Origin of the sequence: Streptomyces sp. NPDC047853, assembly GCF_043204535.1 — a bacterium.
GTDB lineage: Bacteria > Actinomycetota > Actinomycetes > Streptomycetales > Streptomycetaceae > Streptomyces.
Map to the genome: position 1 here is coordinate 67,786 of NZ_JBIDCI010000020.1, position 22,896 is coordinate 90,681.

At 72.0% G+C, this 22,896-nt stretch carries 21 protein-coding genes and 1 pseudogene; 11 read left to right on the forward strand and 11 right to left on the reverse strand.

Annotated features, from left to right (window positions below; genetic code table 11):
* The first annotated feature begins 187 nt into the window (after positions 1 to 187).
* Positions 188 to 721 (forward strand): 2'-5' RNA ligase family protein, encoded by a 534-nt coding sequence (locus ACGF5T_RS29710; RefSeq protein ID WP_356610370.1) that lies wholly within the window; start codon positions 188 to 190, stop codon positions 719 to 721.
* Between the two features lie 165 nt (positions 722 to 886).
* On the opposite strand, the gene ACGF5T_RS29715 is transcribed toward ACGF5T_RS29710, so the two are convergent.
* Positions 887 to 1,234, reverse strand: coding sequence for a MerR family transcriptional regulator (locus tag ACGF5T_RS29715; protein ID WP_356610371.1), 348 nt, complete (start codon positions 1,232 to 1,234; stop codon positions 887 to 889).
* Between the two features lie 568 nt (positions 1,235 to 1,802).
* Here ACGF5T_RS29715 and ACGF5T_RS29720 point away from each other — a divergent pair.
* The gene (locus ACGF5T_RS29720) at positions 1,803 to 2,282 is read left to right on the forward strand and encodes a GNAT family N-acetyltransferase (protein WP_366767825.1); all 480 of its coding nucleotides are present in this window, start codon (positions 1,803 to 1,805) and stop codon (positions 2,280 to 2,282) included.
* A 223-nt stretch (positions 2,283 to 2,505) separates the two neighbouring features.
* On the opposite strand, the gene ACGF5T_RS29725 is transcribed toward ACGF5T_RS29720, so the two are convergent.
* Positions 2,506 to 2,952, reverse strand: coding sequence for a nitroreductase/quinone reductase family protein (locus tag ACGF5T_RS29725; RefSeq protein ID WP_366767824.1), 447 nt, complete (start codon positions 2,950 to 2,952; stop codon positions 2,506 to 2,508).
* A gap of 592 nt (positions 2,953 to 3,544) precedes the next feature.
* Here ACGF5T_RS29725 and ACGF5T_RS29730 point away from each other — a divergent pair.
* Positions 3,545 to 4,639, forward strand: coding sequence for a hypothetical protein (locus ACGF5T_RS29730; RefSeq protein WP_366767823.1), 1,095 nt, complete (start codon positions 3,545 to 3,547; stop codon positions 4,637 to 4,639).
* Between the two features lie 139 nt (positions 4,640 to 4,778).
* Positions 4,779 to 5,336: a dihydrofolate reductase family protein gene (locus ACGF5T_RS29735; RefSeq protein WP_356610379.1), complete on the forward strand. Its 558-nt coding sequence runs from the start codon at positions 4,779 to 4,781 to the stop codon at positions 5,334 to 5,336.
* A gap of 44 nt (positions 5,337 to 5,380) precedes the next feature.
* Here ACGF5T_RS29735 and ACGF5T_RS29740 read toward each other — a convergent pair whose 3' ends face one another.
* Positions 5,381 to 5,890, reverse strand: coding sequence for a MarR family transcriptional regulator (locus ACGF5T_RS29740; protein WP_366767822.1), 510 nt, complete (start codon positions 5,888 to 5,890; stop codon positions 5,381 to 5,383).
* Positions 5,891 to 6,023: 133 nt separating this feature from the next.
* On the opposite strand from ACGF5T_RS29740, the gene ACGF5T_RS29745 reads away from it, so the two are divergent.
* A complete protein-coding gene (locus ACGF5T_RS29745) occupies positions 6,024 to 6,449 on the forward strand; it encodes a Rid family hydrolase (protein ID WP_366767821.1) in 426 nt (141 codons plus the stop codon).
* A gap of 121 nt (positions 6,450 to 6,570) precedes the next feature.
* Here ACGF5T_RS29745 and ACGF5T_RS29750 read toward each other — a convergent pair whose 3' ends face one another.
* Entirely contained in the window at positions 6,571 to 8,397 is a 1,827-nt protein-coding gene (locus ACGF5T_RS29750) for a glycoside hydrolase family 3 protein (RefSeq protein WP_366767820.1), read from the reverse strand.
* Positions 8,398 to 8,872: 475 nt separating this feature from the next.
* Between ACGF5T_RS29750 and ACGF5T_RS29755 the strand changes: the two genes are divergently transcribed.
* From ACGF5T_RS29755 to ACGF5T_RS29770, 4 genes are all read left to right on the forward strand, one after another.
* The gene (locus tag ACGF5T_RS29755; protein WP_366767819.1) at positions 8,873 to 10,381 is read left to right on the forward strand and encodes an FG-GAP repeat protein; all 1,509 of its coding nucleotides are present in this window, start codon (positions 8,873 to 8,875) and stop codon (positions 10,379 to 10,381) included.
* A gap of 227 nt (positions 10,382 to 10,608) precedes the next feature.
* Complete coding sequence (locus ACGF5T_RS29760) at positions 10,609 to 11,049, forward strand: phage holin family protein (protein ID WP_392889791.1); 441 nt, start codon at positions 10,609 to 10,611, stop codon at positions 11,047 to 11,049.
* The gene (locus ACGF5T_RS29765; protein ID WP_356610385.1) at positions 11,046 to 11,474 is read left to right on the forward strand and encodes a DUF3618 domain-containing protein; all 429 of its coding nucleotides are present in this window, start codon (positions 11,046 to 11,048) and stop codon (positions 11,472 to 11,474) included. Before ACGF5T_RS29760 ends, ACGF5T_RS29765 begins: the two co-directional genes overlap by 4 nt.
* A 308-nt stretch (positions 11,475 to 11,782) precedes the next feature.
* Positions 11,783 to 12,148: a hypothetical protein gene (locus ACGF5T_RS29770; RefSeq protein WP_356610386.1), complete on the forward strand. Its 366-nt coding sequence runs from the start codon at positions 11,783 to 11,785 to the stop codon at positions 12,146 to 12,148.
* An 82-nt stretch (positions 12,149 to 12,230) separates the two neighbouring features.
* On the opposite strand, the gene ACGF5T_RS29775 is transcribed toward ACGF5T_RS29770, so the two are convergent.
* The 4 genes from ACGF5T_RS29775 to ACGF5T_RS29790 form a co-directional block, all read right to left on the reverse strand.
* Positions 12,231 to 13,682, reverse strand: a complete 1,452-nt coding sequence (locus ACGF5T_RS29775; protein WP_356610387.1) for a lanthionine synthetase C family protein — start codon at positions 13,680 to 13,682, stop codon at positions 12,231 to 12,233.
* Positions 13,679 to 16,807 (reverse strand): lantibiotic dehydratase, encoded by a 3,129-nt coding sequence (locus ACGF5T_RS29780; protein WP_366767818.1) that lies wholly within the window; start codon positions 16,805 to 16,807, stop codon positions 13,679 to 13,681. The genes ACGF5T_RS29775 and ACGF5T_RS29780 overlap by 4 nt, the downstream gene beginning before the upstream one ends.
* Positions 16,808 to 16,892: 85 nt before the next feature.
* A complete protein-coding gene (gene lanA / locus ACGF5T_RS29785; protein WP_356610389.1) occupies positions 16,893 to 17,054 on the reverse strand; it encodes an SCO0268 family class II lanthipeptide in 162 nt (53 codons plus the stop codon).
* Between the two features lie 532 nt (positions 17,055 to 17,586).
* Positions 17,587 to 20,337 (reverse strand): hypothetical protein, encoded by a 2,751-nt coding sequence (locus ACGF5T_RS29790; protein WP_392889796.1) that lies wholly within the window; start codon positions 20,335 to 20,337, stop codon positions 17,587 to 17,589.
* Between the two features lie 235 nt (positions 20,338 to 20,572).
* Between ACGF5T_RS29790 and ACGF5T_RS29795 the strand changes: the two genes are divergently transcribed.
* Positions 20,573 to 20,755, forward strand: a complete 183-nt coding sequence (locus ACGF5T_RS29795) for a hypothetical protein (protein ID WP_356610391.1) — start codon at positions 20,573 to 20,575, stop codon at positions 20,753 to 20,755.
* On the opposite strand, the gene ACGF5T_RS29800 is transcribed toward ACGF5T_RS29795, so the two are convergent.
* The gene (locus ACGF5T_RS29800) at positions 20,746 to 21,300 is read right to left on the reverse strand and encodes a hypothetical protein (protein ID WP_356610392.1); all 555 of its coding nucleotides are present in this window, start codon (positions 21,298 to 21,300) and stop codon (positions 20,746 to 20,748) included. The two genes, ACGF5T_RS29795 and ACGF5T_RS29800, sit on opposite strands and share 10 nt — an antisense overlap.
* Before the next feature lie 79 nt (positions 21,301 to 21,379).
* Between ACGF5T_RS29800 and ACGF5T_RS29805 the strand changes: the two genes are divergently transcribed.
* A complete protein-coding gene (locus tag ACGF5T_RS29805; RefSeq protein WP_361016356.1) occupies positions 21,380 to 22,177 on the forward strand; it encodes an alpha/beta hydrolase in 798 nt (265 codons plus the stop codon).
* A gap of 92 nt (positions 22,178 to 22,269) precedes the next feature.
* Here ACGF5T_RS29805 and ACGF5T_RS29810 read toward each other — a convergent pair whose 3' ends face one another.
* Positions 22,270 to 22,491 (reverse strand): hypothetical protein, encoded by a 222-nt coding sequence (locus ACGF5T_RS29810; RefSeq protein ID WP_361016355.1) that lies wholly within the window; start codon positions 22,489 to 22,491, stop codon positions 22,270 to 22,272.
* 76 nt (positions 22,492 to 22,567) lie between these two features.
* Positions 22,568 to 22,858, reverse strand: a pseudogene (locus ACGF5T_RS29815) (GNAT family N-acetyltransferase); the annotation flags it as partial.
* Positions 22,859 to 22,896: the final 38 nt, after the last annotated feature.

A 22,896-nucleotide genomic window follows, 5' to 3' on the forward strand; every position in this document is an offset into this window, starting at 1 on the left:
CTTCGCCAGTGTACGAGCCGCCCCCCGCCCTCATCGCCGTACGAGGACTGATCACCGCAGTGTGAGGCCGGCGAGAACCGACGACGGTCCTCCGGACGGCCTCGGTCACGGCGACGTGTCGCCCCCGCACGAGTCGCTGCGGCTTCTCGCTCTCCTGGCGTCCTGCTCTCGCCGGTAGGATGCGGCGGTGCGTACGGTCGAGCTTCTGTTGGACGAGGCGGCGGATCTGGCGGTCCGGGAGGCCTGGCGGCGGCTCGCGGAAGCGGGGCTGCCCAGTCAGGCGCGTCACCGTTCCCCGACCAACAGCCCGCACCTCACCCTGGCGGCCTGTCCGGAGCTGACCGCCCCGATCCGCTGGGAGCTGGCTGAGGTGGCCGGCGCCCTGCCGTTGCCGGTGCGGTTCACCGGAGTGGTCCGCTTCGAGCGGCCCACCTCGGTGCTGGCCTGGGCACTGGACCTCGACTCCGCGCTGGAGGGTCTGCACCACCGGGTGTGGGAGGCGGTGGCCTCGGACAGTCCGCCCGAGACTCTCAGCCCGTTCCATGCTCCTGGCCGCTGGAGCCCGCACGTCACGCTCGGCCGTACCAGGCGGGCAGGTGCCTTCGCCGGCCGGCAGATTCCCGAACTGCTTCCGGCGCCGCCGCTGTCCGTCCGCCTCAGCACCCTGCGCAGCTACGACACGGTGACCGGTGCCCTGGAGGTGCTGGAGCCCCGTCCCTGAGACGCGTCCCGACGCGGACCGGAGGACGTGCTCGTCGAGCGGTCGTCGAGGACACCGCCGACGCCCGCGCCGCCCACGGCGGCGGGTGGATCCGGGGCGGCGTACACGGCAGGAAGGCCCGGGCCACGGGGGCCAGGAGAGCGGCGGCCCACGGGCTCACCGCCGTCAGGTGGGGGTCTTCGGCTGTTGGCGGGCGCTGTGGGTGCTGCGGAGTTCCTGGTTGATGCGCTGGGCTTCCTCGAGTTGGTCTTCGAGGATGATGATGCGGCAGGCGGCTTCGATGGCGGTGCCGGAGTCGACGAGCTCGCGGGCGCGGGCGGCGATGCGCAGTTGGTAGCGGGAGTACCGGCGGTGGCCGCCTTCGGAGCGCAGGGGGGTGATCAGGCGGTGCTCGCCGAGCGCGCGGAGGAAGGCGGGGGTGGTGCCGAGCATGTCGGCGGCCCGCCCCATGGTGTAGGCGGGGTAGTCGTCGTCATCGAGGGGGATGACGGGCTGGGGACTGCCAGAGGGCATAGGCCTCTTCTTTCTAGGGACGCGTCGAGGGGCCCGAGTGCCGTACTGGCACCCGGGCCCCGAGCTTTCAACACCATCTGCCGGCCATTATGGCCGACCTTCTGTGTCCGCAGGTCCGCCCGGAGGGGCGGGGTTGCGGGGATCGCGGATGCGTGACCGGGGACCACCTTCCATTCCGGGGTCTGCGGTACCCGGGCGGACTGCTTCCTCGCCCGGGCGATCCTGATGGCGCTCTGCTCCTTACCTCGTTGTACTGCCGGACTCACCTGTATGGCTGTGCGGCCTCAAGGCCGCTCCTGCTTGCGTGGCAGTCGTCTCTGCCGCGCCCTTCGACTTCTGGGTACGCAGAAAGACTAACTCTCCTCTGCGGCAATGTCTACTCTCGACGCTACAGATTTCCTCCAAGGGTTGCGGAGGGGAGTCTGCTCGTCCTGCGTTCGCATGAGCGGCGCGCACGGTGGGACGCGACCGGCGGGGGAGAGGGCTGGTCGCAGCCGCCGGGACGGGTGGGACGGGAACGGACCGACCCACCGCGCGGAGGCGCTGCCCGATGCGGAATACTTGATCGATGGGTACACGCGCTTTCCCGGTCGCCCGGCCGGTCACCATCCGGAGAGCCGTCGCGCGGGATGCCAAACGGTTGACGCGGCTCGTGCGCGGATCGGGTGCCTACGAGGGCCCGTACGCCTCCGCGGTCGCGGGCTACCGGGTCGGTCCCGACTACATCGAGGCCCACCGCGTCTTCGTGGCCGCCGATGCTGACGATCACGAGGGCCGGGTGCTCGGGTTCTATTCGCTCGTCCTCGCTCCGCCCGAGCTCGACCTGCTGTTCGTCGCGGACGAAGCGCAGGGGCGGGGCATGGGGCGGCTGCTCGTCGCGCACATGCGGTCCGAGGCCCGTGCTGCCGGAGTCGACCGGGTCAAGGTCGTGTCGCACGTTCCCGCCGAGGACTTCTACCACCGCGTCGGCGCGGTACGGACCGGCACCGTGTTCGCGAACCCGCCCGCCGTGCCGTGGGACCGTCCTCAGTTCGAGTTCCGCATCTGACGTCCGCGGTGGCCGGCTCATCGCCGAGGGGCCGTCCGGGCAACGCTCGCCGCCGAGCCACCGCGGACACGGGAGCGTCCGGGCCACCCGCAGTTCCTGGCCTCGTACCATTCTCGGCGCGGCTCACGTCGGCCCGCACGAGCATCACGGGCGGCCCTCGACGGGTCGACGCCCCCGCACCTTCTCCACGGCGTCCCTCGCGGGCTCCGTCAGGGGGCAGGGGTCAGAGGGGGGTCAGGGGGATGAGGGTGAAGACGCGGACGACTCGTCCGGACTGCCGGACGTAGTCGTCGAAGCACGGCATCCTGGCGAGGATGCGGTCTCGGGCGGCCTGTTGTTCCTGGTCGGTCAGCAGGCGGGCGTGCACCGCGATGGTTCGGCCGTGCCAGTCCACCGACGCGTGCGGGTCGCGCAGCAGGTGGTGGGACCAGGCGGGGTGTCGGGGCAGGCCGAAGTTCGTGGCCATGACCGTGAAGGTGCCCGATGCGGTCGCGTCCGTGAGGAGGGGTGTGCGGCACGGTGTGCCGTCGCGTCGGGTGGTGTGCAGGACGAGGGTGGGCACCAGCAGCCGGCTGGGCATCCAGCGGCCACGGGTCCAGCGGTGGAACCGGCGGTCGAGGCGCGGCAGCAGACGTGGACCCCACCGACGCAGCAGCCGGCTGTTCCCCACCTCGCGCAGGAGGTGCTGTCGGCGGCGGCCCGGGAGCCTGCCGGCGCCGGGTGACCCCGGTGAGGGTGCCCGAACGCACCGTGAAGTCGACGCCCCGCAGCACCGAGCGTCGTCCGTAGGCCTTGTGCACGTCGCTCAGATGCAGACGTCTGTCCGGCACCATGTGGCTCCCTCCCTGGCTCCGCCCGCCGTACCCCTCGCACAACGACGGAGCGGGCGCGCCGATACGCCCGCTGTGACGGGTGCGAACCTGGCGGCGGTTCGCTCGTTCACCTGCCGTGACGGTGATCATCGCGAGGTGTGGCCGAACGAAGCTGGCCCGGTTGTTGAGCGCGTACCTCGCTCCTCCGTGCCTCCCGGTCGCGGTGGGCGCCGCGGTCAGCCTGCGCATCACCTGGCCGCACCCCGGGGGACTCCTGTGGGGGCTGTTCGGTAGCGGCACCTGGGCCCTGCTCTGTGCGGCCATGGCGCTGGTCGGCGCCCGTCTGGGACCCCTCAAGTCGCTCAACCCTGCGGCAGGCGCAGGGGTGATGTCAGTGGCCTGTCGTAGGGTCCCGGCAAGAATCGCCCGCCTCGGCCTCCTGGAGCCCCCGTGCCGCAGCCAGCTCGTCCGGTGAGCACCATCGTCGCCCCTCTGGCCTTCTCCGGAGTCGGCGACGCCCCACGCCTGGAGCGGCGCGGTGGGAGGCGGTGGCTCGTGCAGCGCGGTGACACGGCGCTGGTCGTCCAGGACCTCGCGCCGTCGGCGGCCGCGGCCGTCCGTTTCCCGGCGCCCTGGCCGCGCCGGTACGGCTCCTGCGCGGTGTCGCCCGCAGGGGACCTGGCGGTCTTCGCCGGGCTCCACGCGCTCCGGGCCGTGGACCGGTCAGGGAAGGTGCGGTGGGAGGTGCGGCACCCCTGCTGGGCGGGGTGCGCGGGGCACGACTCCTTCACCGAGTACGCCGACGAGCGTGACCACCGATACGCCGGCAGCGGCTCGGCCGGGTTCTCCGCGGACGGATCGCCGCTGTGGGCGCACGTCCGCGGCCCCCTGGCCGACGACCGGGGCCGCGGAGCGGACGAGTGGCTGGTCATCGACCCCGAGGACGGCACCGTACTGGCTCGCACGGCGACGCATACGGCGGCCGTGGGCTCCGACCACGTTCCGCATCCGGACCCCCGTCAGATGGGCCTGACCATCGGGGAGGGCCAGGACGGTGCTCCGCTGCGCTGGGGACGCTGGGACGGCCGCACCCTGGCCGTCGACACCTTCGGCGAGGCGGACCGGGTCCTGCTGGCGGTGAGTCCCACCGGGAAACGCCTGCTCACCGTGACCCACGACCAGGACACCCTGGCCGTCCACCGGGTCACCGACGGCACGGTGGAAACCGCGCTGGGTGCGGAGACGCTCCCCCCGCATCCCGCGCTGGAAGCGGGGCAGCCGGAAACCTCCGACGACGAAGAGGCACGGGCGTTCTTCGACTACGAGGGAGGTTTCCTCGACGAGGACACCGTCGTCGTCGGGACGGTCGAGAGCGACGAGGAGTTCGGCGCGGGCCGGCACTGGCTCGTCGACGCGGCCCGCATGCGACTCATCGACCGGCTCGTCCACCCCTTCGACGTTTCCGGCCCGCCGAGGGCCCTGGGTGACGGCACCTGGTACACCGTGTCGCCCGGCGACAACGCTCTGCACCTCTGGTCCCTGTGACCGTGCCGCACGCCGTCCCACACGTGCGGCGCCGTACACGTTTCCTCGCGTTCGGTCGCGTATACACCTGAGTGACGCCCCATTCCGTGTTCCGCGGCGACCGGCGGCGGAGTGTCCCCCTCGTGACCGAAGGAGCCCCATGGCCAAGCTCATCTACTCGATGATCACCTCGCTCGACGGGTACGCCGAGGCGGCGCAGGGAGACCTCGGCGCCGGAGCCGAGGACGAGGAGGTGCACACCTTCGTCGGCGACCTCTTCCGCCCCGTCGGAACGTATCTGTACGGCCGGCGGATGTACGAGACGATGGTCTACTGGGAGACCGCGCACACCGAGCCCGACCAGCCGCCGCACATCCTGCAGTACGCCCGCGACTGGCAGGCCGCCGAGAAGATCGTGTACTCCACGACGCTCGACGCCGTGTCCAGCGCCAGAACCAGGATCGAGCGGACCTTCGACCCGGATGCGGTGCGCAGGCTCAAGGCCGAGGCAGAGCACGACCTCACCGTCGACGGCCCCCATCTCGCCTCCCAGGCGATCTCGGCCGGCCTGGTGGACGAGTACCACCTGTTCATCACCACGAGCGTGGTCGGCGGCGGCAAGCGCTTCTTCCCCGACGGAGTGCGCCTGGACCTCGAACTGGTGCAGCAGCGCGCCTTCCCCAGCGGACTGATCCACGCGCACTACCGGACCCGCTGACCCGGCGGGACGACCGGCTCGGTGCCGCCCCGCCCGGGCGGCGGTCAGCCGAAGTCGTCGGGGACGACGCGGAGTTTGCTCGCGATGCGGGCGAGGGCCTTCTGATCGGTGGCGTCGAGTTCGTCGAGGACGGCGCGGCGCACGGCGCGCAGGTGCGTGGGCGCAGCCCGGTGCACGATGTCGAAGCCGGCCTCGGTGAGTTCGGCGAGGGTGTAACGCCCGTCCTCCGGGTCGGGCGCCCGCACGATCCAGCCGCGCTGTTCACAGCGCTTGACGACGTTGGACAGCCGGGAGAGCGACCCGCTGGCGAGGAAGGCCAGCTCGCCCATCCGCAACGTGCGTCGCGGGGCCTCGGAGAGGTGGCTCAGCACGAGATACTCGAACAGGGTGAGGCCGTGCTCCTGGCGCAGCGGCGACTCCAGCTTGCCGGGCAGCAGCAGCACGAGGGAGATCAGCCCCGTCCACGCCGTCTTCTCCTGCGCGTCGAGCCAGCGCGGCTCCTCGTCGTCCTGCTGGGGGCCCGTGCCGCCCATGGCTTCTCCCGTGTTGCTCATGCATCTTCCCGTCCCGCCGACCGGAGGGCCACGGGAATCACTTTACGCTTGAAGTCGTTGCAGGGTAAGTTCACTTCATGCGTGAACTCATTCGAGAGAGCGCGCACCCTTACGGACGGGAAGAGGAAGCACCATGGGCACCGTCACCTTCGGTATCACCCCGGGCTTCGGCGAGAAGCTGCACGCGGCCCTCGGCTACAGCGGGGCCGTCCGCGTCGGCGACCGGGTCGAGATCTCCGGCCAGGCCGGCGTGGACGACGACCTGGTCGTCCCCGATGCGCTGGAGGACGAGATCATCCAGGCGTTCGACAACGTGGAGCGCACACTCGCCACGGTCGGCGCGACGTGGAAGGACGTCATCCATGTGAACTCGTACCACAAGGTCGCGCCGGGAGACGACGTCATCGGCGAGGACCACAACGCGGTCATGGCCGAGCAGTTCCGGCGTCGCCTCGGTGGCCGCGCGCCGATCTGGACCGAGACCGGCGTCACGGTCCTCGGCCTGGCCGCCATGCGTGTGGAGATCCGCGTCACCGCCATCGTCGGCAGCGGTGACTGAACGCCGGCCACCGCCGACTCCCCACCCAACCCACCCGCCCTTCCCGCCGACGGCCGCCGCCGGCCCCGGTGCTCCTCTTCCGGAGGCACCGGGGCGGGAAGTCCCGCGGGGCACGCGGAGGTCAGTCGTCGTACGACAGTCCGTGCCCGGCGGGGAAGAGGACCTCGTTCGGGTCGTCGGCCCGCTGGATGGGTACGGGCAGCTTGCCGCGCGGCTCGACCCGGCCGGCGATCACCCGGGCGGCCGCGCGCAGTTCGACCTCGGTCCAGCAGTAGGAGACCAGTGATGCCGGGACCTCGCCGAGGTGGGCGATGTCGTAGGGGTTGCGCACGGCGAGGTGGATGACGGGGACGCCGGTCGCGAGCAGCCGGGAGATCAGGAGGCGTTGGGCGCTGGTGGCGCCGACGTTGTCGGTGGTGACCACCACCGCGTCCCGTCCCCGTGCGGTGGCCACGGCCTCGTCGATCTTCGCCGTGTCGGGGGTCCGGCCGGTGGCGAGGTGGGTGGTGCTGTAGCCCAGTTCGTCGAAGGCCCCGGCCAGTTCGGGCACCGTGGTGCGGGTGGCGTCGGTCGGGAAGGCCGGGCTCGCGCCGACCACGAGCAGCTTGCGCTGCCCGCGGCGCAGCGGGAGCGCCTCGTCCTCGTTGACCAGCAGGGTGGTGGTGCGCTCGGCGATCCGGGCGGCGGCGAGGCGGTGCCCCCGGGCACCGACGACCCGGTCGACCTCCTTCGCGGACACGTAGGGGCTGCCGCTGAGCAGCCCCACCTTGTCCTTCACCCGCAGGATGCGCAGGACGGACTCGTCGAGCCGGTCCTCGGTGATCTCTCCGCTGCGGACGGCGGCCAGGACGCCGTGGTAGGCGACGTCGATGTTCGGTGGGAACAGCAGCTGGTCGACGCCGGCCTTGAGGGCGAGGACGGGCACGCGGTCGTCGCCGTACTTGGTGCGCACCCCCTGCATGTTGAGCGCGTCGGTGACGATGACGCCGTCGAAGCCGAGTTCGTCCCGCAGCACGCCCTGGAGGATGGCGGATGACAGGGTGGCCGGTTCGTTGCTGGGGTCGAGCGCGGGGACCTGGAGGTGCGCGGTCATGATCGAGTCGACGCCGGCGGCGATCGCGGCCTTGAAGGGCGGGGCGTCGATGCGGTCCCATTCCTCGCGGGTGTGGGTGATCACGGGAAGCCCGGTGTGGCTGTCCTCCCCGGTGTCCCCGTGGCCGGGGAAGTGCTTGGCGCAGGCGACGACGCCGGCCCGCTGGTAACCCGTCACCTGGGCCGCCACCATACGACCGACCGCACGGGCGTCGGCGCCGAAGGAGCGGACGTTGATGATGGGGTTGGCCGGGTTGACGTTGACGTCGGCGACCGGGGCGAAGTTCTGGTGGATGCCCAGGGCGGCGAGTTCGGTGCCCGAGATCAGTCCGGCGGTGCGCGCGTCGGAGAGGGAGCGGCCCGCGCCGAGCGCCATCGCCCCCGGCAGCTGCGTGGCGCCGCTGCCGATACGGACGTTGGCCCCGTGCTCCTGGTCGATGGAGATCAGGGACGGGACGGGGGTGGGCAGGGCGAGCGAGGCCCGCTGCACGCCGTTGGTCAGATCCGCGATCTGGCGGGGGTCCTGGATGTTGTTCGCCCAGCCGGAGAAGTAGATGACACCGCCGATGTGGTATTTGGCGATCAGCTCGGCCACGGTGCGGACGCCGAGTTCCCTGAGGTTGCGGTCCTGGTCGACCTGGCTGGGAGAAGTCGCCGACGTGCCGTAGAAGTACGGGACGAACAGCTGGCCGATCTTGGCCTCGACGCTCATCCTGGAGATGATCTTCTTGAGGCGGTGGTCGCGCCCGTGTGCGACCGCGGGGGTGGCCGCAGTGCCCACGACACCTGTCGCGCTCGCGGCGACCACGGTCGCGGAGGCGAGAACGGTTCGTCTGGACAGGCTTCGGTCCTGCATGCGGGCATGCTCCTTCCGGCCTTGCTCGTCAAGGGAGTCGAAGGAAACGCAAAGGACTTCCGAACAGCGGGAAACGTAGCCCGCAGGTCACGAGCGGGGCAAGAGGTCTAGACAAAATAGGTCTAGACAAAGCGGGGCCCTCGTTCCGTGGTCACGGACGCCCCTACGGAGCGGTGCGGGACTGCTCCGCGCCCCAGGTTCCTCACCGGTGCGGGTACAACCTTCGGCGACGCGCGGATGTCTCCTCGGTGAACGCAGCAAGGTCCGTGCCCTCACCGCTCCGTCCGACGGCGGGGAGACGCACACGGTCGCACGCCCCTTCTCCGAGGTGGGGGCCGCGGCGGGGACCGGTGCCTGCCGGCACCCGTACCGGTCCCCGCCACGGCGCCACGCCCGGACCAAGGGCTGCACATCGCGCCCGCGACACGGCAAGTCCGCAGTCGTGGGCAGTCCCGGAGACCAAGGAGGGTTTCCCGTGCGTCACATCAGAGAACTGGCCGTCACGGCCACGGCACTCCTCACCCTCGGCGGCGGCGCGTTGGTCACGGCCCCCGCGGCCCAGGCCGCAGCCGCCGCCGTTCCCTTCCCGTCCATCGGCTGGCAGCAGCGCAACTGTGACTACGACGGCAACGGCTTCGACGACGTGCTCACCGGCGCCCCGGGCGCCACGGTGAACGGTGCCACGGGCGCCGGGTACGCCACGGTGCAGTACAGCTCGTCGAGCGGTCTCAGTACGACGAAGAAGAGCGTGCTCCACCAGGACGTCTCCGGCGTGCCCGGCGCCGTGGAAGCCGGCGACGGCTTCGGAGCGGCCGTCGCCTCGGGCGACCTGGACAACGACGGGTACGACGACGCCGTCGTCGCGGTCCCGGACGAAGATCTGGCCGGCCTGGCCGACGCCGGCGGTGCCGTCGTCTTCTGGGGATCGCCGACCGGACTGCACGGCTCCGACAGCACCTGGCTGGAGAACGACGACCCACGCGCGGGCGCCCGCTTCGGGCGGGCCGTCGAAGCCGCGCGCTACTTCGCCCCCGACCCGGCCGACCCGGATGCCGGCCTACGGGACTCGATCGCCGTCCTGGAGAACGACGCCCTGCTCTTCTTCACCCACATGCCCGGCCAGGACGCGCAGGGGCTGACGATGTCGGACCGCAGGATACGGGCGAGGGACGTCGCGCCGGGGGACGCCGGCTTCGAGTTCCGCAGCCTCAGCCACGGCAACTACAACGAGGACCCCTGGGCCGACCTGGCCGTCTCCGGCGTCACCACCGGGGCGCAACCGGGTGCCGGCACCGTGCGCGTACTGCACGGCGCGCCGGACGTCGGGGGCCTCGGCGACGGGGGGACGTTCCCGGGCGGTCCGGCTGTCGTCTCCGGCGACTGGGACGGCACGGGCCAGGACGACCTCGTCATCGGTGACACCGGCGCCGGTGCGCCGACGGGCGGCGGGATCACCCTCTATCTGGGCCGCGGTGACCTGTCGGGGCTCGAACCCGAGCCGGCGCAGTACTGGACCCAGGACTCCACCGGCGTGCCCGGCACCTCGGAGGCGGGCGACCAGTGGGGCGCCGAGCTGTCGGCCGGGGACACCGACGGCGACGGCCACCCGGACCTCGCCGTGGGTGCGCCGGGCGAGGACATCGGCAGCGTGCCCGACGCGGGCGCCGTGTGGGTGCTGCGCGGCGACCGGACCGGATTCAGCGACGTCGGGGTGAAGAGCTTCGACCAGCAGCTCGCCGACATCCCCGGTACGGCGGAGAAGTCGGACCGCTGGGGCGGTCAGGTACGGCTGATCGACGCCAACAAGGACGGCCTCTTCGGGCTCCTGGCGGCGGCACCGGGCGAGAACACCGACGACGGCTTCGTATGGGTCGTACCCGCCTCGTCGTCGGGGCTGGTCGCCCACGGCACGTGGACCTACGACGGGGCCCGGCTCGGGGCGCCGACGGCCGACGCGCGCTTCGGCGCGGCGATCGACGAGTAGCTCCGCGAGGGAGGCCGCTCTCCCGGACGGTGGCGGCCTCCTCACTCCGGACGACGGTCGTGCGCGTGGTGCGCCCTCGGACACCACCGACCTCCGTCCGGCGGTGCGCCGGCGGCAACCCGGGATGCGCGGACCCTTCTTGTGAACGGCTTGTGAGGGCGGCAACGGGCAGGTGTTCCTTCGCCGTCCCGTGGGACCCGGACGGTCCTTACGGCAGGAGGGTGTTGATGATGGCTGAGACGAGCCGTCCCGCCTCCGGCGGCCATTCCGGGGGTTCTTCCTCGAGTGGTGAGCCGGTGGGGGAGTTGGTGCAGCGTGCGTCGCAGCAGCTCACCGAGTTGGTGCGGGCGGAGATGCGGCTGGCGCAGGCGGAGATGAAGGAGAAGGGCAAGCGCTACGGCAAGGGCGGCGGCCTGTTCGGCGGGGCCGGTCTCGCCGGCTTCTTCACCCTCCAGGCGCTGATCGCCACGGCGATCGCCGCCCTCGCGGTCCCGCTGCCGGTATGGGCGGCTGCCCTGATCGTTACCGCCGTTCTCGGCGCGGTCACGGGTGTGTTGGCGATGACGGGCAAGAAGGAAGTGAGCCGGGCCGCCCCGCCGGCACCCGAGCGGACCATCGACAGCGTGAAGGCCGACGTGGCCGAGATCAAGGAGAGTGCCAAGCGATGACCCAGCCGCCCCACGACGAACCCACCGCCCAGAGCCCGGAGGAACTGCGCGAGCAGGTCGAGCAGACCCGCCACCGCCTGGGGGAGACGGTCGAGGCCCTGGCCGACAAGACCGACGTCAAGGCCCGCGTCCAGGAGAAGGCCGTGGCCGCGAAGGAGCAGGCGTCGGCGAAGGCCATGGAGCTGACCGGAGAGGTCAAGGCCAAGGCGGCCCAGGCCGTACAGCTGGCGCAGGAGAAGCTGCCCGAACCGGTCACGGCGAAGGCCGCGGCAGCGGCGGGACAGGCCAAGGCCAAGGCGGGACAGGCCCGGCAGGCCTGGCACGACCAGGCCCCCGAACCCGTACGGAACAACCGCACGCCGCTCGTGGCGGCCGGAGCGGCTCTCGTCGTCGCCTGCGTGCTGCTGCGCCGCAAGAAGAAGTAGCGAGAGAAGAAGCAGCGAGAAGGGGAGCCGAGCACGGGCGGCCCGGAGCCGAGGACGGCGGACCCGCTCCGCCGTCCCGGACCGTTGCGCCCACGGTCGGCGAGGCGCGCCCTGCCCGGGCTCGGACGTCCCGGAAATCGCGTGCTCCAGGGCACGACAGGGCATCATGGCGTGCATGACCGCATGTCGAAAGGCCGATGCCGCGTAGACGGCCAGGCGCTCTGCGCGCCGGACGATCCACACCTCGGGCCTGGGCCTGGGACGAACCGCCGCCGCAGCGCATCCGCGGACTCTCCCCACGTACCAGCATGTCGATCCACCGTGCGGAGAGACTCTCGGGCGACTACGTCATCTTCCCCGGCGTCACCGACCTCGCGCTGCGGCGATACCGGGCATTCCTGCGGCCCGTGGGCCGTCGGCCGCTCTATCCGCGGGACGCGCAGTGCCCGTGCCGAGGCTGCTCCCTCGACGACGTGCGCCACGCCCGCGACGTGCTGGACGACATCATGCGGCAACTGCCCACCCGGGCCCGCTCGGAACTGAGCCGCCACGTGGCCCGCCTGGACTCCGTGTACAGGACGCGCACCCTGCCGGACCCGTTCGCCCACGGCAGGCAGTGGCACCCGGAGCGGTGGTGGCGACGCCGGCTCTCCGGCGGAAGCGAGTCGGGGTGAGCGGGGGCCACCGTTTCCGTCCCGGGGGCCCCGCCCCGGCGTGGCCGGCCGATCACGCCGCGAGAGCGCCGACCACGGCACGCTAAGCCAGCAGCAGCGGCATGTCCCAGTCGGCCGGTGTGCCGCCCACCGCGTACGAGTCCAGGGCGAGCGCGACGCCGGCGGCTCCGTCGAGGTAGCCGGAGACGTCGGAGCCGAACGGCACCTTCGTCATCGTGAAACGCAGTCCGAAAGGCAGCGCCGGATCGAAGGCGGAGACGAGTTCGGCGGCGATGTCGTCGCGCAGTCCGGCCAGCCGGGGGTCCCGCCACGGTTCGTCGAGCCGGCCGAGCTGGTGGAGGGCACCGGCCCAACCGTGGCACAGGGCATGGTCGTCGATGCCCCAGGCCGACCGGGGGAGGACGAGCAGCCGGTCGATCGAGGCGCGGGCGAGGTCCGTGAGATCCGTCCGGCCGAGCGCCCGTCCGGCCAGTTGCAGGGCGCGGGAGACCCCCGGAGCCCCGTAGCACCAGGCCGGCCACTTGGCGCTTCCGTCGTAGGCGGCAGGACCCCGCTGCCACTGGGCGAAGGAGAGGTAGCCGGGCCAGTACAGGCCGTGCCGGTCGGCCACCGCCCAGGTCCGCAGCAGTTCCGCCGTCGCCTCCATCGCCTCCTGCTGCCCCGGCACCCGGAACCCTTCCTCCCAGGCCAGGGCCAGCAGGGCGAGCGGCCCGGCGACGCCGTGCGAGAGGCCGAGGTTGAGGTGGCCGCCGGGGAACGCCGCCTCGGAGCCGACCCGGGGCGCGTCCAGGGCCCACCACCGCGGCACGTGCGCGCCGCGGTGCTCCACGGTGCCGAGCGACAGCCGCACGAGGTAGTCGAGCACCGCCGTCAGCGGCGCCTCACAGCTCTCCGCCCGGGCCAGCAGGTAGCGGCCGACCCCGGTCAGGCCGCGGACCACCTCGTAGTGTCCGATCGTCGGCAGCGGCCGGTCCTCGACGGGCGGCAGTACGGCCCCCACGAGATCGCGCTGGTAGGCGTCGAAGCGCTGGAGCGCGGAGACATAGCCTCCGGTGGTGCGGTGAGCGACCAGCACGGCGAACGCCAGGGCCCCCGGCCCCTTGAAGATCCCGCCCGCGGTGCCGGGACGGCCGGAGACGGCCCGGGTACCCGCCGTGAGGTACGCATGGGCGCGCGGCACCTGCCGTGCCGCGTCCCGGGCGGCTCCCGCGAACGCGAGCGCGAGCCCCGGGCTGCCGCTGCCGAGGGTGAGCTCGGCCCAGACGGGCTCGGCCACCCCGTCGTCCGCGGCGTGGGCGGGGATGCGGGTGGCCGCCATCGTGGCGGCGGGATCGGCGAGCCGGTCCAGGATCTCGGCGGAGACGGCGGCGGCACGCTCCCTGAGGTCATGGGTGGACCGGGGCTCCCGCCGGTCCTGGGTGGACCGGTCGACCGGGTGTCGCCGCGTCCCGCCGTCGGTGGTCCCGTTGGCCGTTTGCTCCCGTGCCCCGTTCACCGTGTCCTCCCGTGCCCCGCCACCGGTGCTCCCGTTCATCGGCCCCTCCCGCTCTCGTGCCGCCGGCGGCCGCCATGGGTGCGCACCGCGCCCCGCAGAACCGCGTACCCGCGGGCCTCGGCCGCCCGGTCGATGCCGAACACGCGGTTGTGCCGCATGTGCAGCAGTGACAGCAGGGCCTCGTCGCGGTCCGCTTCCGGAGCGGACAGGATCTGCTGCCCGTACGCGCGCGGGTGGGGCGACTCGGACCACAGTGCGCCGAAGGTCGGCGCCCCGAGTGCCTCCGCAGCCGACGACACCGTGTTCCCCGGCCTGATCAGGCGGTCGGCGACGGCGCGGTGCCGCTGGTAGACCTCGTGCTCCGCGGTCTTCGTGAACATCCGGTCGACCCAGCCGCACCAGTCCCAGTCCCCGAGGGACTCCAGGAGGACCGCGTGGCCGAGCCCGGCGAGCACGGCGTCGGGGAGCACCCGCGCGGCACCCCGTACCGCGCGCACCTGCACGAGCGCCGACAGGCTGTCCGTGCAGAAGAGACGCTCGGCCGCCGCCTGCAGGGCCTCACCCCCGTACCGGTCGCTCTCGGGCCGGTACGTGTCGAGGGTCAGCGTGCGCAGGGCCCCGCGCTCGACGAGGGCCCGTGACACCCGGCTGATCGCGGGCAGCACCCGTCCGTACAGCGCCCCGGGATCACCGTGGAAGCGCAGCCGCAGGTGCGGCTCGGGATCCTGGTAGCGCAGGAAGAACCAGCGGTCGACCTCGTCCTCGACCTCGGCGAGTACGGCCGGAAGATGGTCGGCGAGCAGGGCTTCCTGGGCCGACGGTTCCGCGTACCACTTGGCGTACAGCCAGTCCTCACCCGGCAGATGGACACGGGTGGGGGCGACCCGCAGGGCGGTCCGCGCCGGCTCGGCGCTGTCCGGCACCGTATGCCCGGTGGGCCGCCGCGCCCCCGCGAGGGGCACCACGATCTCCGTGCTGTGCCCGCCGTTCCAGCCGAGCCCCGCACCGTCGGCCGTCAGGTCCTCGTAGAGGACGAACTGGGGTTGCGTGGCGGTCAGTTCGGCGCGCAGCAGGCTCCGGTCCCAGCACTCGCGCAGATCGACGGGGTACATCTGGTCGTTGCGGGCGATCTGCAGCCGGTCCGGCACGGCAAGGCGCCGTCGCCATGCGTCGAGGCCCCGCTCCCACGCCTCGGCGTCCCGCGACCGGGCCGCGTCGCGCAGTCGGCGGCCCGGCAGCCAGCGCTTGGGCATCGCCACCACCCGTCCGTAGCGGATGCGCGGCAGATACGGCAGGGCGTCATGCCCTGCCCAGTCCCAGCCCGACCACACCCGCGGCCGCGCCGTGGCGATGTCCATGAGGAACCGCGCCACCGGCGGAGCCTGTGTGTCCAGGGCCAGCATGTGTGGCAGCACCGGACGGACCGGGCGGCCGCTTCGCGGGCACAGCAGCCGCAGTCCGTCCGAGCCGGCGGCGACGACCAGCGAGCGCCAGTCCAGACAGTGCGGGTCGTCCCGGTCGTCGGCGACGCCGACGGGAATGCGGTACGGCAGCAGTCGGGGCACTTGGACGATGTTGAGGCCCCGCGGCTCGTGGGGCATCAACTCGACCTGGGCCGCGATCACCCCCTCGTCGGGGTCGGCCGTGTCGGCGGCCAGCCGCGCGAGTTCGTCGGTGAGGCCCGTCACCGCCGCGAAGCGGCCCGCCGTGGCGCCCGCCGTCCAGGCGCCGATGTGCGGGCTGCCGAGCAGGCGGAAGTCGCCGCGGTCCAGTGCGGCCGTGCTCTCGGAGAGCACCTGGAAGCAGAGTTCGAGGCTGCGCGGCGGCGTGGCGGCGGGATCGTGCCCGGCGACTTCGGCGAGGCGTCGCACGACGTCGTCGGTGAGCACCAGGTCACCGCCGGACAGGACGGCCTCCTGGAGCAGTTCGCCGATCAGCGCGCGCCGGGGACCGTCCGCCGCGTCGCCGGGGCCGCTGCGTGCGTACGCGGGCTCCGCACCGTACTCGGGGGGCAGGCCCAGTCCGCGGTGCGGGTCGACCAGCTCGCCCAGGGGTACGGCGCAGGCGGTGCCGTAGCGCTCGATGAAGCGTTCGCGGTAGTCCCGCATGTACGCCAGCGTCGTCCACTCCGGAGTGATCGCCCAGATCGCGGCCGCGTACCCGCACACCTCCCGGCCGACCGCCTCCGGGACGACGAACTCCCCGGGTATGTGCAGGTCCACGTGCAGGGGCGGCCGGGCGTGCGCGTCGTCCCGCGTGCCGGGTACGTCGAGGCGGCGGACCTCGTCCAGGAGCTGCTGCCAGGAGTCGCCGCCCAGCCCGGGAGGGTCCTCTCGATGCCGTGCACAGGCCGCGCGCACGTCCCGCAGCGCCTGCGCGTCGCCGGGAAGCGCCGTCTCCAGGACCGCCTCGATGCCGTCGAGCAGGGCGGCGTCGATGCGGTGCGGGGTGATCGAGGTGAGCAGGAAGCCGTGTTGCAGGAGACCGGCCAGTTGACGGTCGAGCCGTTCGGCGTCCAGCGCCGGGAAGCGTTCCGTGAGCGAGACCAGCAGATCGGCGTACGGTACCGGGGTCCGTGCCCCCTCGCGCACGGCGCCGACCAGTGCGTTGTCGCGCACGGACTGCTCCTGCCCGCCGGTGCGCAGGTACAGCCGCCCGTCCCTCAGGAAGCACAGGTCATTGAGGACGACGTCCACGCGCCGGCGGACGGAGGGCTCGGCGAGCCAGGCCCGTACCCGGCGGCGCAGCCATGCCCCGTCGAGTCGGACCGCCACCTCGCCGGTACCCGGCTCCGCCTTGGCCGCGGAACCGAAACGTGCGGTACCGACACCCGCGAACAGGCCGAACGGCGTGGGGCGCGCCCCGGCACGGCGGGCGTACCGCGTCAGGGTCCGCGCGGCACTCAGGGTCCGCTTGCGGCCCAGCGCGGCGACACCCTCGTCGCTGGTCAGTCCGGCCAGGTTGTGGGCCAGCGAGCCGCTGGCGACCCGGACCGCCTGGCCGAGCAGGGGATCGGAGGCGAGCTGCCGCGCCCCCGACACCGGATCGGCGGCGTCGATCGTGGCCGCCGCCACGCCACGCGGCCGACTCGCCATGCGGACGAGCACGGGTTCCTGTACCTCGAATACTGCGGATGCTCGGTGGACTTCGGACTCCGCCGCCACGTGTGTGCTCCTCACCGTCGTACGGAAGAGCGGGGCGGATCCGGGACCGCCCCGCTCGGAAGAGCCCCGAGGGGGCCTCAGTCCGTCAGCAACAGATGGGGCAGCGCGTGCCGATCGCGTAGCTGCTCGGCGAGGTGAAGGTGCCCTGGCCGAACGACTCGGCCTGCTCCGGGAGGTCGGAGACGCGCAGGTCCAGGTCGAGGTCGAGCTCGGGGGCGTCGTTGGACAGGATGATCTCGGTACGCATGCTTCTCCCTTGGGTGGTGGGGTGCACGGACTCGAACGTCCGGGCCTCGGTCGAGGCTCGGACATGCGCAACCATTGCTCACGCCACTGACAGTCGGTAGACGTAATCGAGCCATTGATCAAGGGGCGGGCCGTTACCGGGGTGAGGTGCGGAACGGGCTCTCTCGTATGTGAAAATCCGAGGCACCGTGTGAAACACCCGGGTGCCGCGCGCTGCGGCCCAGGTCGGGGAGGGTGGCCGGCCCGTCGTCGGCTCCCGTGTCCCAGCTGACCGGCCCATGCTGCGCCCGTGGAGGGCACGAGCGTCACAGGGACGCTACGGGTCCGCTTGCCCTGCGCTCGTGGCCGGAACCTTTCTGCCGTCGGCCCGGTGCGATGGGCCGAGGGTGCCCACGTGCGTCGGGCAGGAACACCGTTTCACCGGTCACTGGTCACAGGTCACAGGTCACAGGTCACCGGTCACAGATCACCGGTCACAGGTCACGTGTCACCGGTGCCCGGACCCGACCGTTTCGACAGGGGGCCACGGGTGATCACGCGGGCTCGCCCCGGCCGGGCGTCGAGGTGACGTCCGCCGAGTGCGGGGGGACCACGTCCGACCAACCCCAGGCGGGGGACCGCGTGCCGTCCGGCAGCAGACCGTAGTCCTGGTGCTCGCCGCGCATGATGACGGTGTACGCGCCGGCCGCGAAGGCACGCTGTTCCAGGTGGGAGGCGGCTTCCTGGTCGCCGACGTTGCGCAGTGCGCCGATCAGCTCTTCGGGGGCGTAGCGGTCATGGTCGGTCCCGAGCGGCAGGACGTGGTGAGCGGGGTTCCGCTCCAGGAGCCGAGCCACAGCAGCCCGAGCCACCCCCGGCGGGCAGTTGAGCGTGGGCTCGGACATGACCGTGAGCAGGGAGGCCACGCCGCGAGCGTCGGTGAGGGTGACCTCGGCCGCACGCGTGGCAAGTCGGCCGAGCACCGCCTTCTCCCACAGCCAGGCCAGGTGCTGCGCGTCACGATGCGGCTGGTCGCGTTGGTGCAGATAGAGCGGCTCCTGGCACTGTTCGAGATGGTGCAGGAGCCAGTCCGGTTCGTTCGTCCAGAGGGGCGAGTGCTGGTCCAGCCAGCGCAGCAGCAGAGCGACGCCGGCGGAATCGGTGAGGCCGACGTTCTCCCAGGGACGCCGTTCGATGAACAGGGTGGCGCCCTCGTCCCAGGCAAGCTGACGGACATCGTCGGCGGTGTGGAAGAGCGTGAGCCACCACAGCTGATGCAGGAGCCGGGCGACCCCGTCGGCGTCTGTGACGGGCACCCGGCGGGCCGGTTGCCCTGCCAGGAGGGCGGTGAGTGCTTGGTCGTTCTCCGCTTCCACCAGTTGCCTGAGCCGTGCGGCCACCGCCGAGGCGACCGTCGGTTCCTCCTCTTCCTGCTCCTGGGTGTCGCTCGTGTCCGCGTCGGGTCGGTACTCGGGGAGCGGCTGGGCGGCAGGCACGTCGGTGCCTGATCCCCGCAGTGTGTTCGCGAACTCGGTGATCGATTCGGGATCGGCGGTATCGAGGTTCCAGTCGGGGTGCCGGTTCAGGAGCGTGGCGAGTTCGGTGTGTGCTGCCGCGCGCTCCGGCTCGGGGCAGCCGGCGTGGCGGGCGCACTCGTGCAGCCGGTCGACCAGATGGGCGACACCGACGGGGTCGTGCAGGTCCGCTCGTCGCCCTGGCCCGCGATTCAGCAAGATCGCGATCGCTTCGTACTGCACTTTGAAGCGCAGAAACCACAGGAACTGCGCCAGTGGGCCCGGGTCGGACAACGGCACTGCTGCCGCGGCCCAGCGGGACGCCTCGTCGCGTGCCCCGACGACGAAGACGACCAGGCTGTCGACCAGTTCGGTCGCCGCCGCAGCGTGGGACAGAGCGGCTGTCGCGAGAAGGCGTACCTGCGTGCGGTACAGGCCGCGGGCCTCTGCGCTTTCCGCGAGGGCGATCATGGTGGGCGGGTCGGCGTGCACGAGCGCAGCGGTCCAGAAGGTCTCGGCGGGGAAGGTGTAGGCGCGGATGCGTCTGCCGTGCTCTTCCAGCGCGTCGGCGAGTCTGTACACCGGCCGGTCGACGGTTGCCGGTTCCCCCGGCTGCGGACGCGGCCGCACCCGGGTGAGCGGGCCCCGAAACCCGCCGCGGTGCTCATCGGTGTCCCGCAGTGCGGACACCGGCCATCGCTCACCGTGCCGGTCCCAGTCGGCGGCACTGAGATATCCCGAGGCGGCGTCAGCGAGGAACCTCGCCGGCAGGTCCGTGCCCCAGCCGAGCCGGCGTGCGTCGATCGCGGCGTCCAGCAACGCCCTGGCGTCGGCCGGAGCGTCCTCGTACCGCTGAAGCAGGACCGGAACACCCGCGAGGTACTGCGTGATCTCCCCGTTCGCGGCGCGGTCCCGTGCGCGTCGCAGCCGTGAGTCGGTCCCCGTGCCCAGGAGGACCGAGGCGTCAGCGGCGGTGAACGAGTCCGGCACGCCGACGCGGACGCCTTCCCCCAGCAGCGCCCGGGCTTGCGCATGCGCATCCGGGTCAAGGCGGGCGGTGAGCCGTTGCCAGTGCTCCGGCCACAGCGTCGCCAGCACCAGCACCGGAAACCGGTCCGTATCACGCAGCAGCGCACGCAGGCCGGCAGCGACCCGTTCACCCAGCACCGGATCGCTCAGATACTCCTGTGCCTCGTTCAGCCACACGATCGTGTGGGCTCCGATGTCCGGCACGCCTGACAGCAGTGCCTCGGGCCGTGACGGGGCGAGGGGGTGCCACAGCCGCCACTCGACCGGCTGCTCGCGCAGTACAGCCAGCGCTTCCCACAGAGCCCGGGTCTTGCCGGTCGACGACCCGCCGACCAGGACGGCCAGCGCACTCGTCCCGGCCGCGGCATGGTCGACGACGTCGGCGAGCAGTCGGTCATGTGCACGGGGGAGGTAGGGCGGAAGGAGCGGCAGCGCGTCGCTGCCCTCCTCCTCCGGCAGGAACGCCCGGTGCACTTCGAGGTCGAACGCCGCGGACTGGGCGCCCAGTTCCCTCAGCAGGCGGCCGGGCCGTCCCTTCGCCAGCGCGGCTTGCGCCTGCGCCGTTCGTGTGGCCGTACGGGTGTCGCCGGCGCGCCGACGCGCCTCGGCCCGGTAGGCGATCCGCCATCGGCCGGGGTCGAAGAGTGCCGCTTCGAGGTGGGCTTCGCCGGTCCGTTCGGCGTGCGCGCGGATCTCCCGGACAAGTATCAGCAACTGTTCGAGACGCTGAGGGAAACGGTCCCCACGCAGCCAGTCGCCCACGGTCGTGGGACTGACTCCCCCAGCGGTCCCGAGCAGCCTGTCCGACGGGCGCCTACCGAGTCGCTCGGCGCGGAACAGGGCCAGTTCGGCAACCAGAGCGGTCCAGTCGGGCTCGGATGCCGGATCTGTTGGCAGGGTCATCGTGCGGTGCGGACTCCCCCCGGTACGGGCGCAGTGTCCAACCTAACGACGGACACCTACTGGACGCCACCCTTGGACAGTCACCGTCGACGACATGAACCAAGCCGAGATCCTGTCCTTGCTGTTGGCCTGTTCAACGATCCTCAACGTGTCGCTGATCGTGGGTGTGATCGCGCACGGCACCGGCGCCGGTGCCCGACAGGCAGTCCTCACGGCGGCCGGCGCTGCCGCCACGTGTCTCGCCCTCTACTTCACCGCCGTGAGCGCCTACCGCTGAATCGAGTCCGGCGGACGCGTGTCGACCACGGTCGGTGTACCGCGGTCCAGCCAGTGCAGGCGGTCCGCGAGGCCGGCTCGGGTGAAGGCGTCCACGATGCCGGCCCGGCCCTGGGTGAAGTGGTCCCAGGCGTCGAAGTGCACGGGGACGACCGTCCTGGCGCCGATCGCCCGCGTCAGCCGTGCGCCCTGTTCGCCGTCCATGGTGATGTAGTCGTCCCCGAAGTACGGCACCACCGCGGCGCCGAAGTGGAGGAGGGCGGTCCCGACGGAGCAGCGCCGGCCGATCTCGTCGAGTTCGTCGTAGTAGACCGTGTCCGCGCCGTCTTCGCCGCCGACCTGCCCGCCTACAAGACCCGGATCATGGCCGCCACCCAGCGCCCCGGAAGGGTCGAGGGCCTCAGCGGGACGTCCGGCGAGCCGGGTGGGAAGACCGTTCCCTCCTGGTACCTCATCCCGAACCAGGACAAGGTCATCCCGCCCGCCGCCCAGCGGTTCATGGCTGAGCGCGCCGGCAGCCGTGTCACCGAGATCCGCTCCTCGCACGCCGTCATGACGTCCCACCCCGGCGCCACCGCCGCCGTCATCCGCGCGGCCGACGCCGCCACTCGTCGAGGGAGTTCCCGTGAAACCCGACACCATCGTCCTGATCCACGGCTTCTGGGTCACGCCCCGCAGCTGGGAGCAGTGGATCCCCTACTACCAGGCCAAGGGCTTCCGCGTCCTGGCCCCGGCCTACCCCGGCTTCGAGGTCGAGGTCGAGGCACTCAACGCCGACCCGCGGCCGATCGAGGAACTGACCGTCCCGGCGATCCTCCGGTCGCTGGAGAGGCTCATCGACGGCCTCGGCACGCAACCGATCATCATGGGGCACTCCGCCGGTGGTGCCCTCACCCAGGTCCTCCTCGACCACGGCTACGGCGCGGCCGGCGTGGCCATCAACTCCGCCCCCTCCGAGGGCGTGACCACACTCCCGTTCTCGCAGCTCAAGGCCGCCTTCCCGGTCCTGCGGAACCCCGCGAACCGGCACAAGGCCGTCGGCTTCACCTACGACCAGTGGCGCTACGCCTTCACCAACACCTTCCCCGAGGACCAGGCCCGCGCCCTCTACGAGCGCTACCACGTCCCCGCCTCCGGCCACGTCTTCTGGGACAGCGCCCTCACCAACGTCCACCCCGGTCACGGCGACACCTACGTGAACTACCACAACGCCGACCGAGCACCCCTGCTGTTCGTCGCCGGTGAGAACGACCACCTCATGCCGCCGAAGATCCAGCGTTCCAACGCCAAGCACTACAAGGCGCCCGGCACCGTCACCGACTACGTCGAATTCCCCGGCCGGTCCCACCTCATGCCCGCCCAGCAGGGCTGGGAGGAGGTAGCCGACCACGCCCTGGAGTGGGCCCTCGACCGCACCACCTGACGCCGGGGGAGGGGGGGAGGGGGAGCCCAGGGCACTCAGCCGGACATCGCCCCCGGGACAGTCCGAAGATCGGGTCGAGTCGAGGAGGACCTTCACTCCTCGGGACTGCGCAGGCCCACGCAGTCGAAGGCCCAGAAAATGTCGGAGTAGACGAACGTGCCCGTCATCCACGGCTCGTGCGCGGACAACCGGGCGACCTGGAACGCGGCTTCGGGGATACGCAGCGACGGTGATCGGAAACCCACCGCGCCGGCACCCTCGAAGCCGCGCGTGCCGTAGTACCCCGGTGAACCCTCCAGGAACACCAACGGCACACCCGCACGGTCGGCCGTGCGCGACGAGCCGCGTCCCGATGCCCTGCCCCTGGAACTCCGGGACCACGCCCAGCGGTGACAGCGTCAGGACGTCCACGATCCGGCGCGGAGCGTCCAACCGGGCGGCGCTCAGGAGGACATGCCCGACCACCCGGCCGTCCACGACGGCGACGAAGGACAGGGGTGCCAAGGCAGCGTCCGCCACGCGAAGTGCGCCCACGAGTCCGGGAATCCGCTCATCGCCACCGAAGGCGCGTGCTTGAACCTCACGCACCTCGCGGTGATCGTCAGCGGTCTCTCGGCGGATCACCAACCCGGGGGCGACGGGAGCGATCCGAGGGTCCGCAGGCGCATCGTGTGACGTCATGGCCGCGACGGTAGAGCGCGGGGCCACTCGGGCGCGAG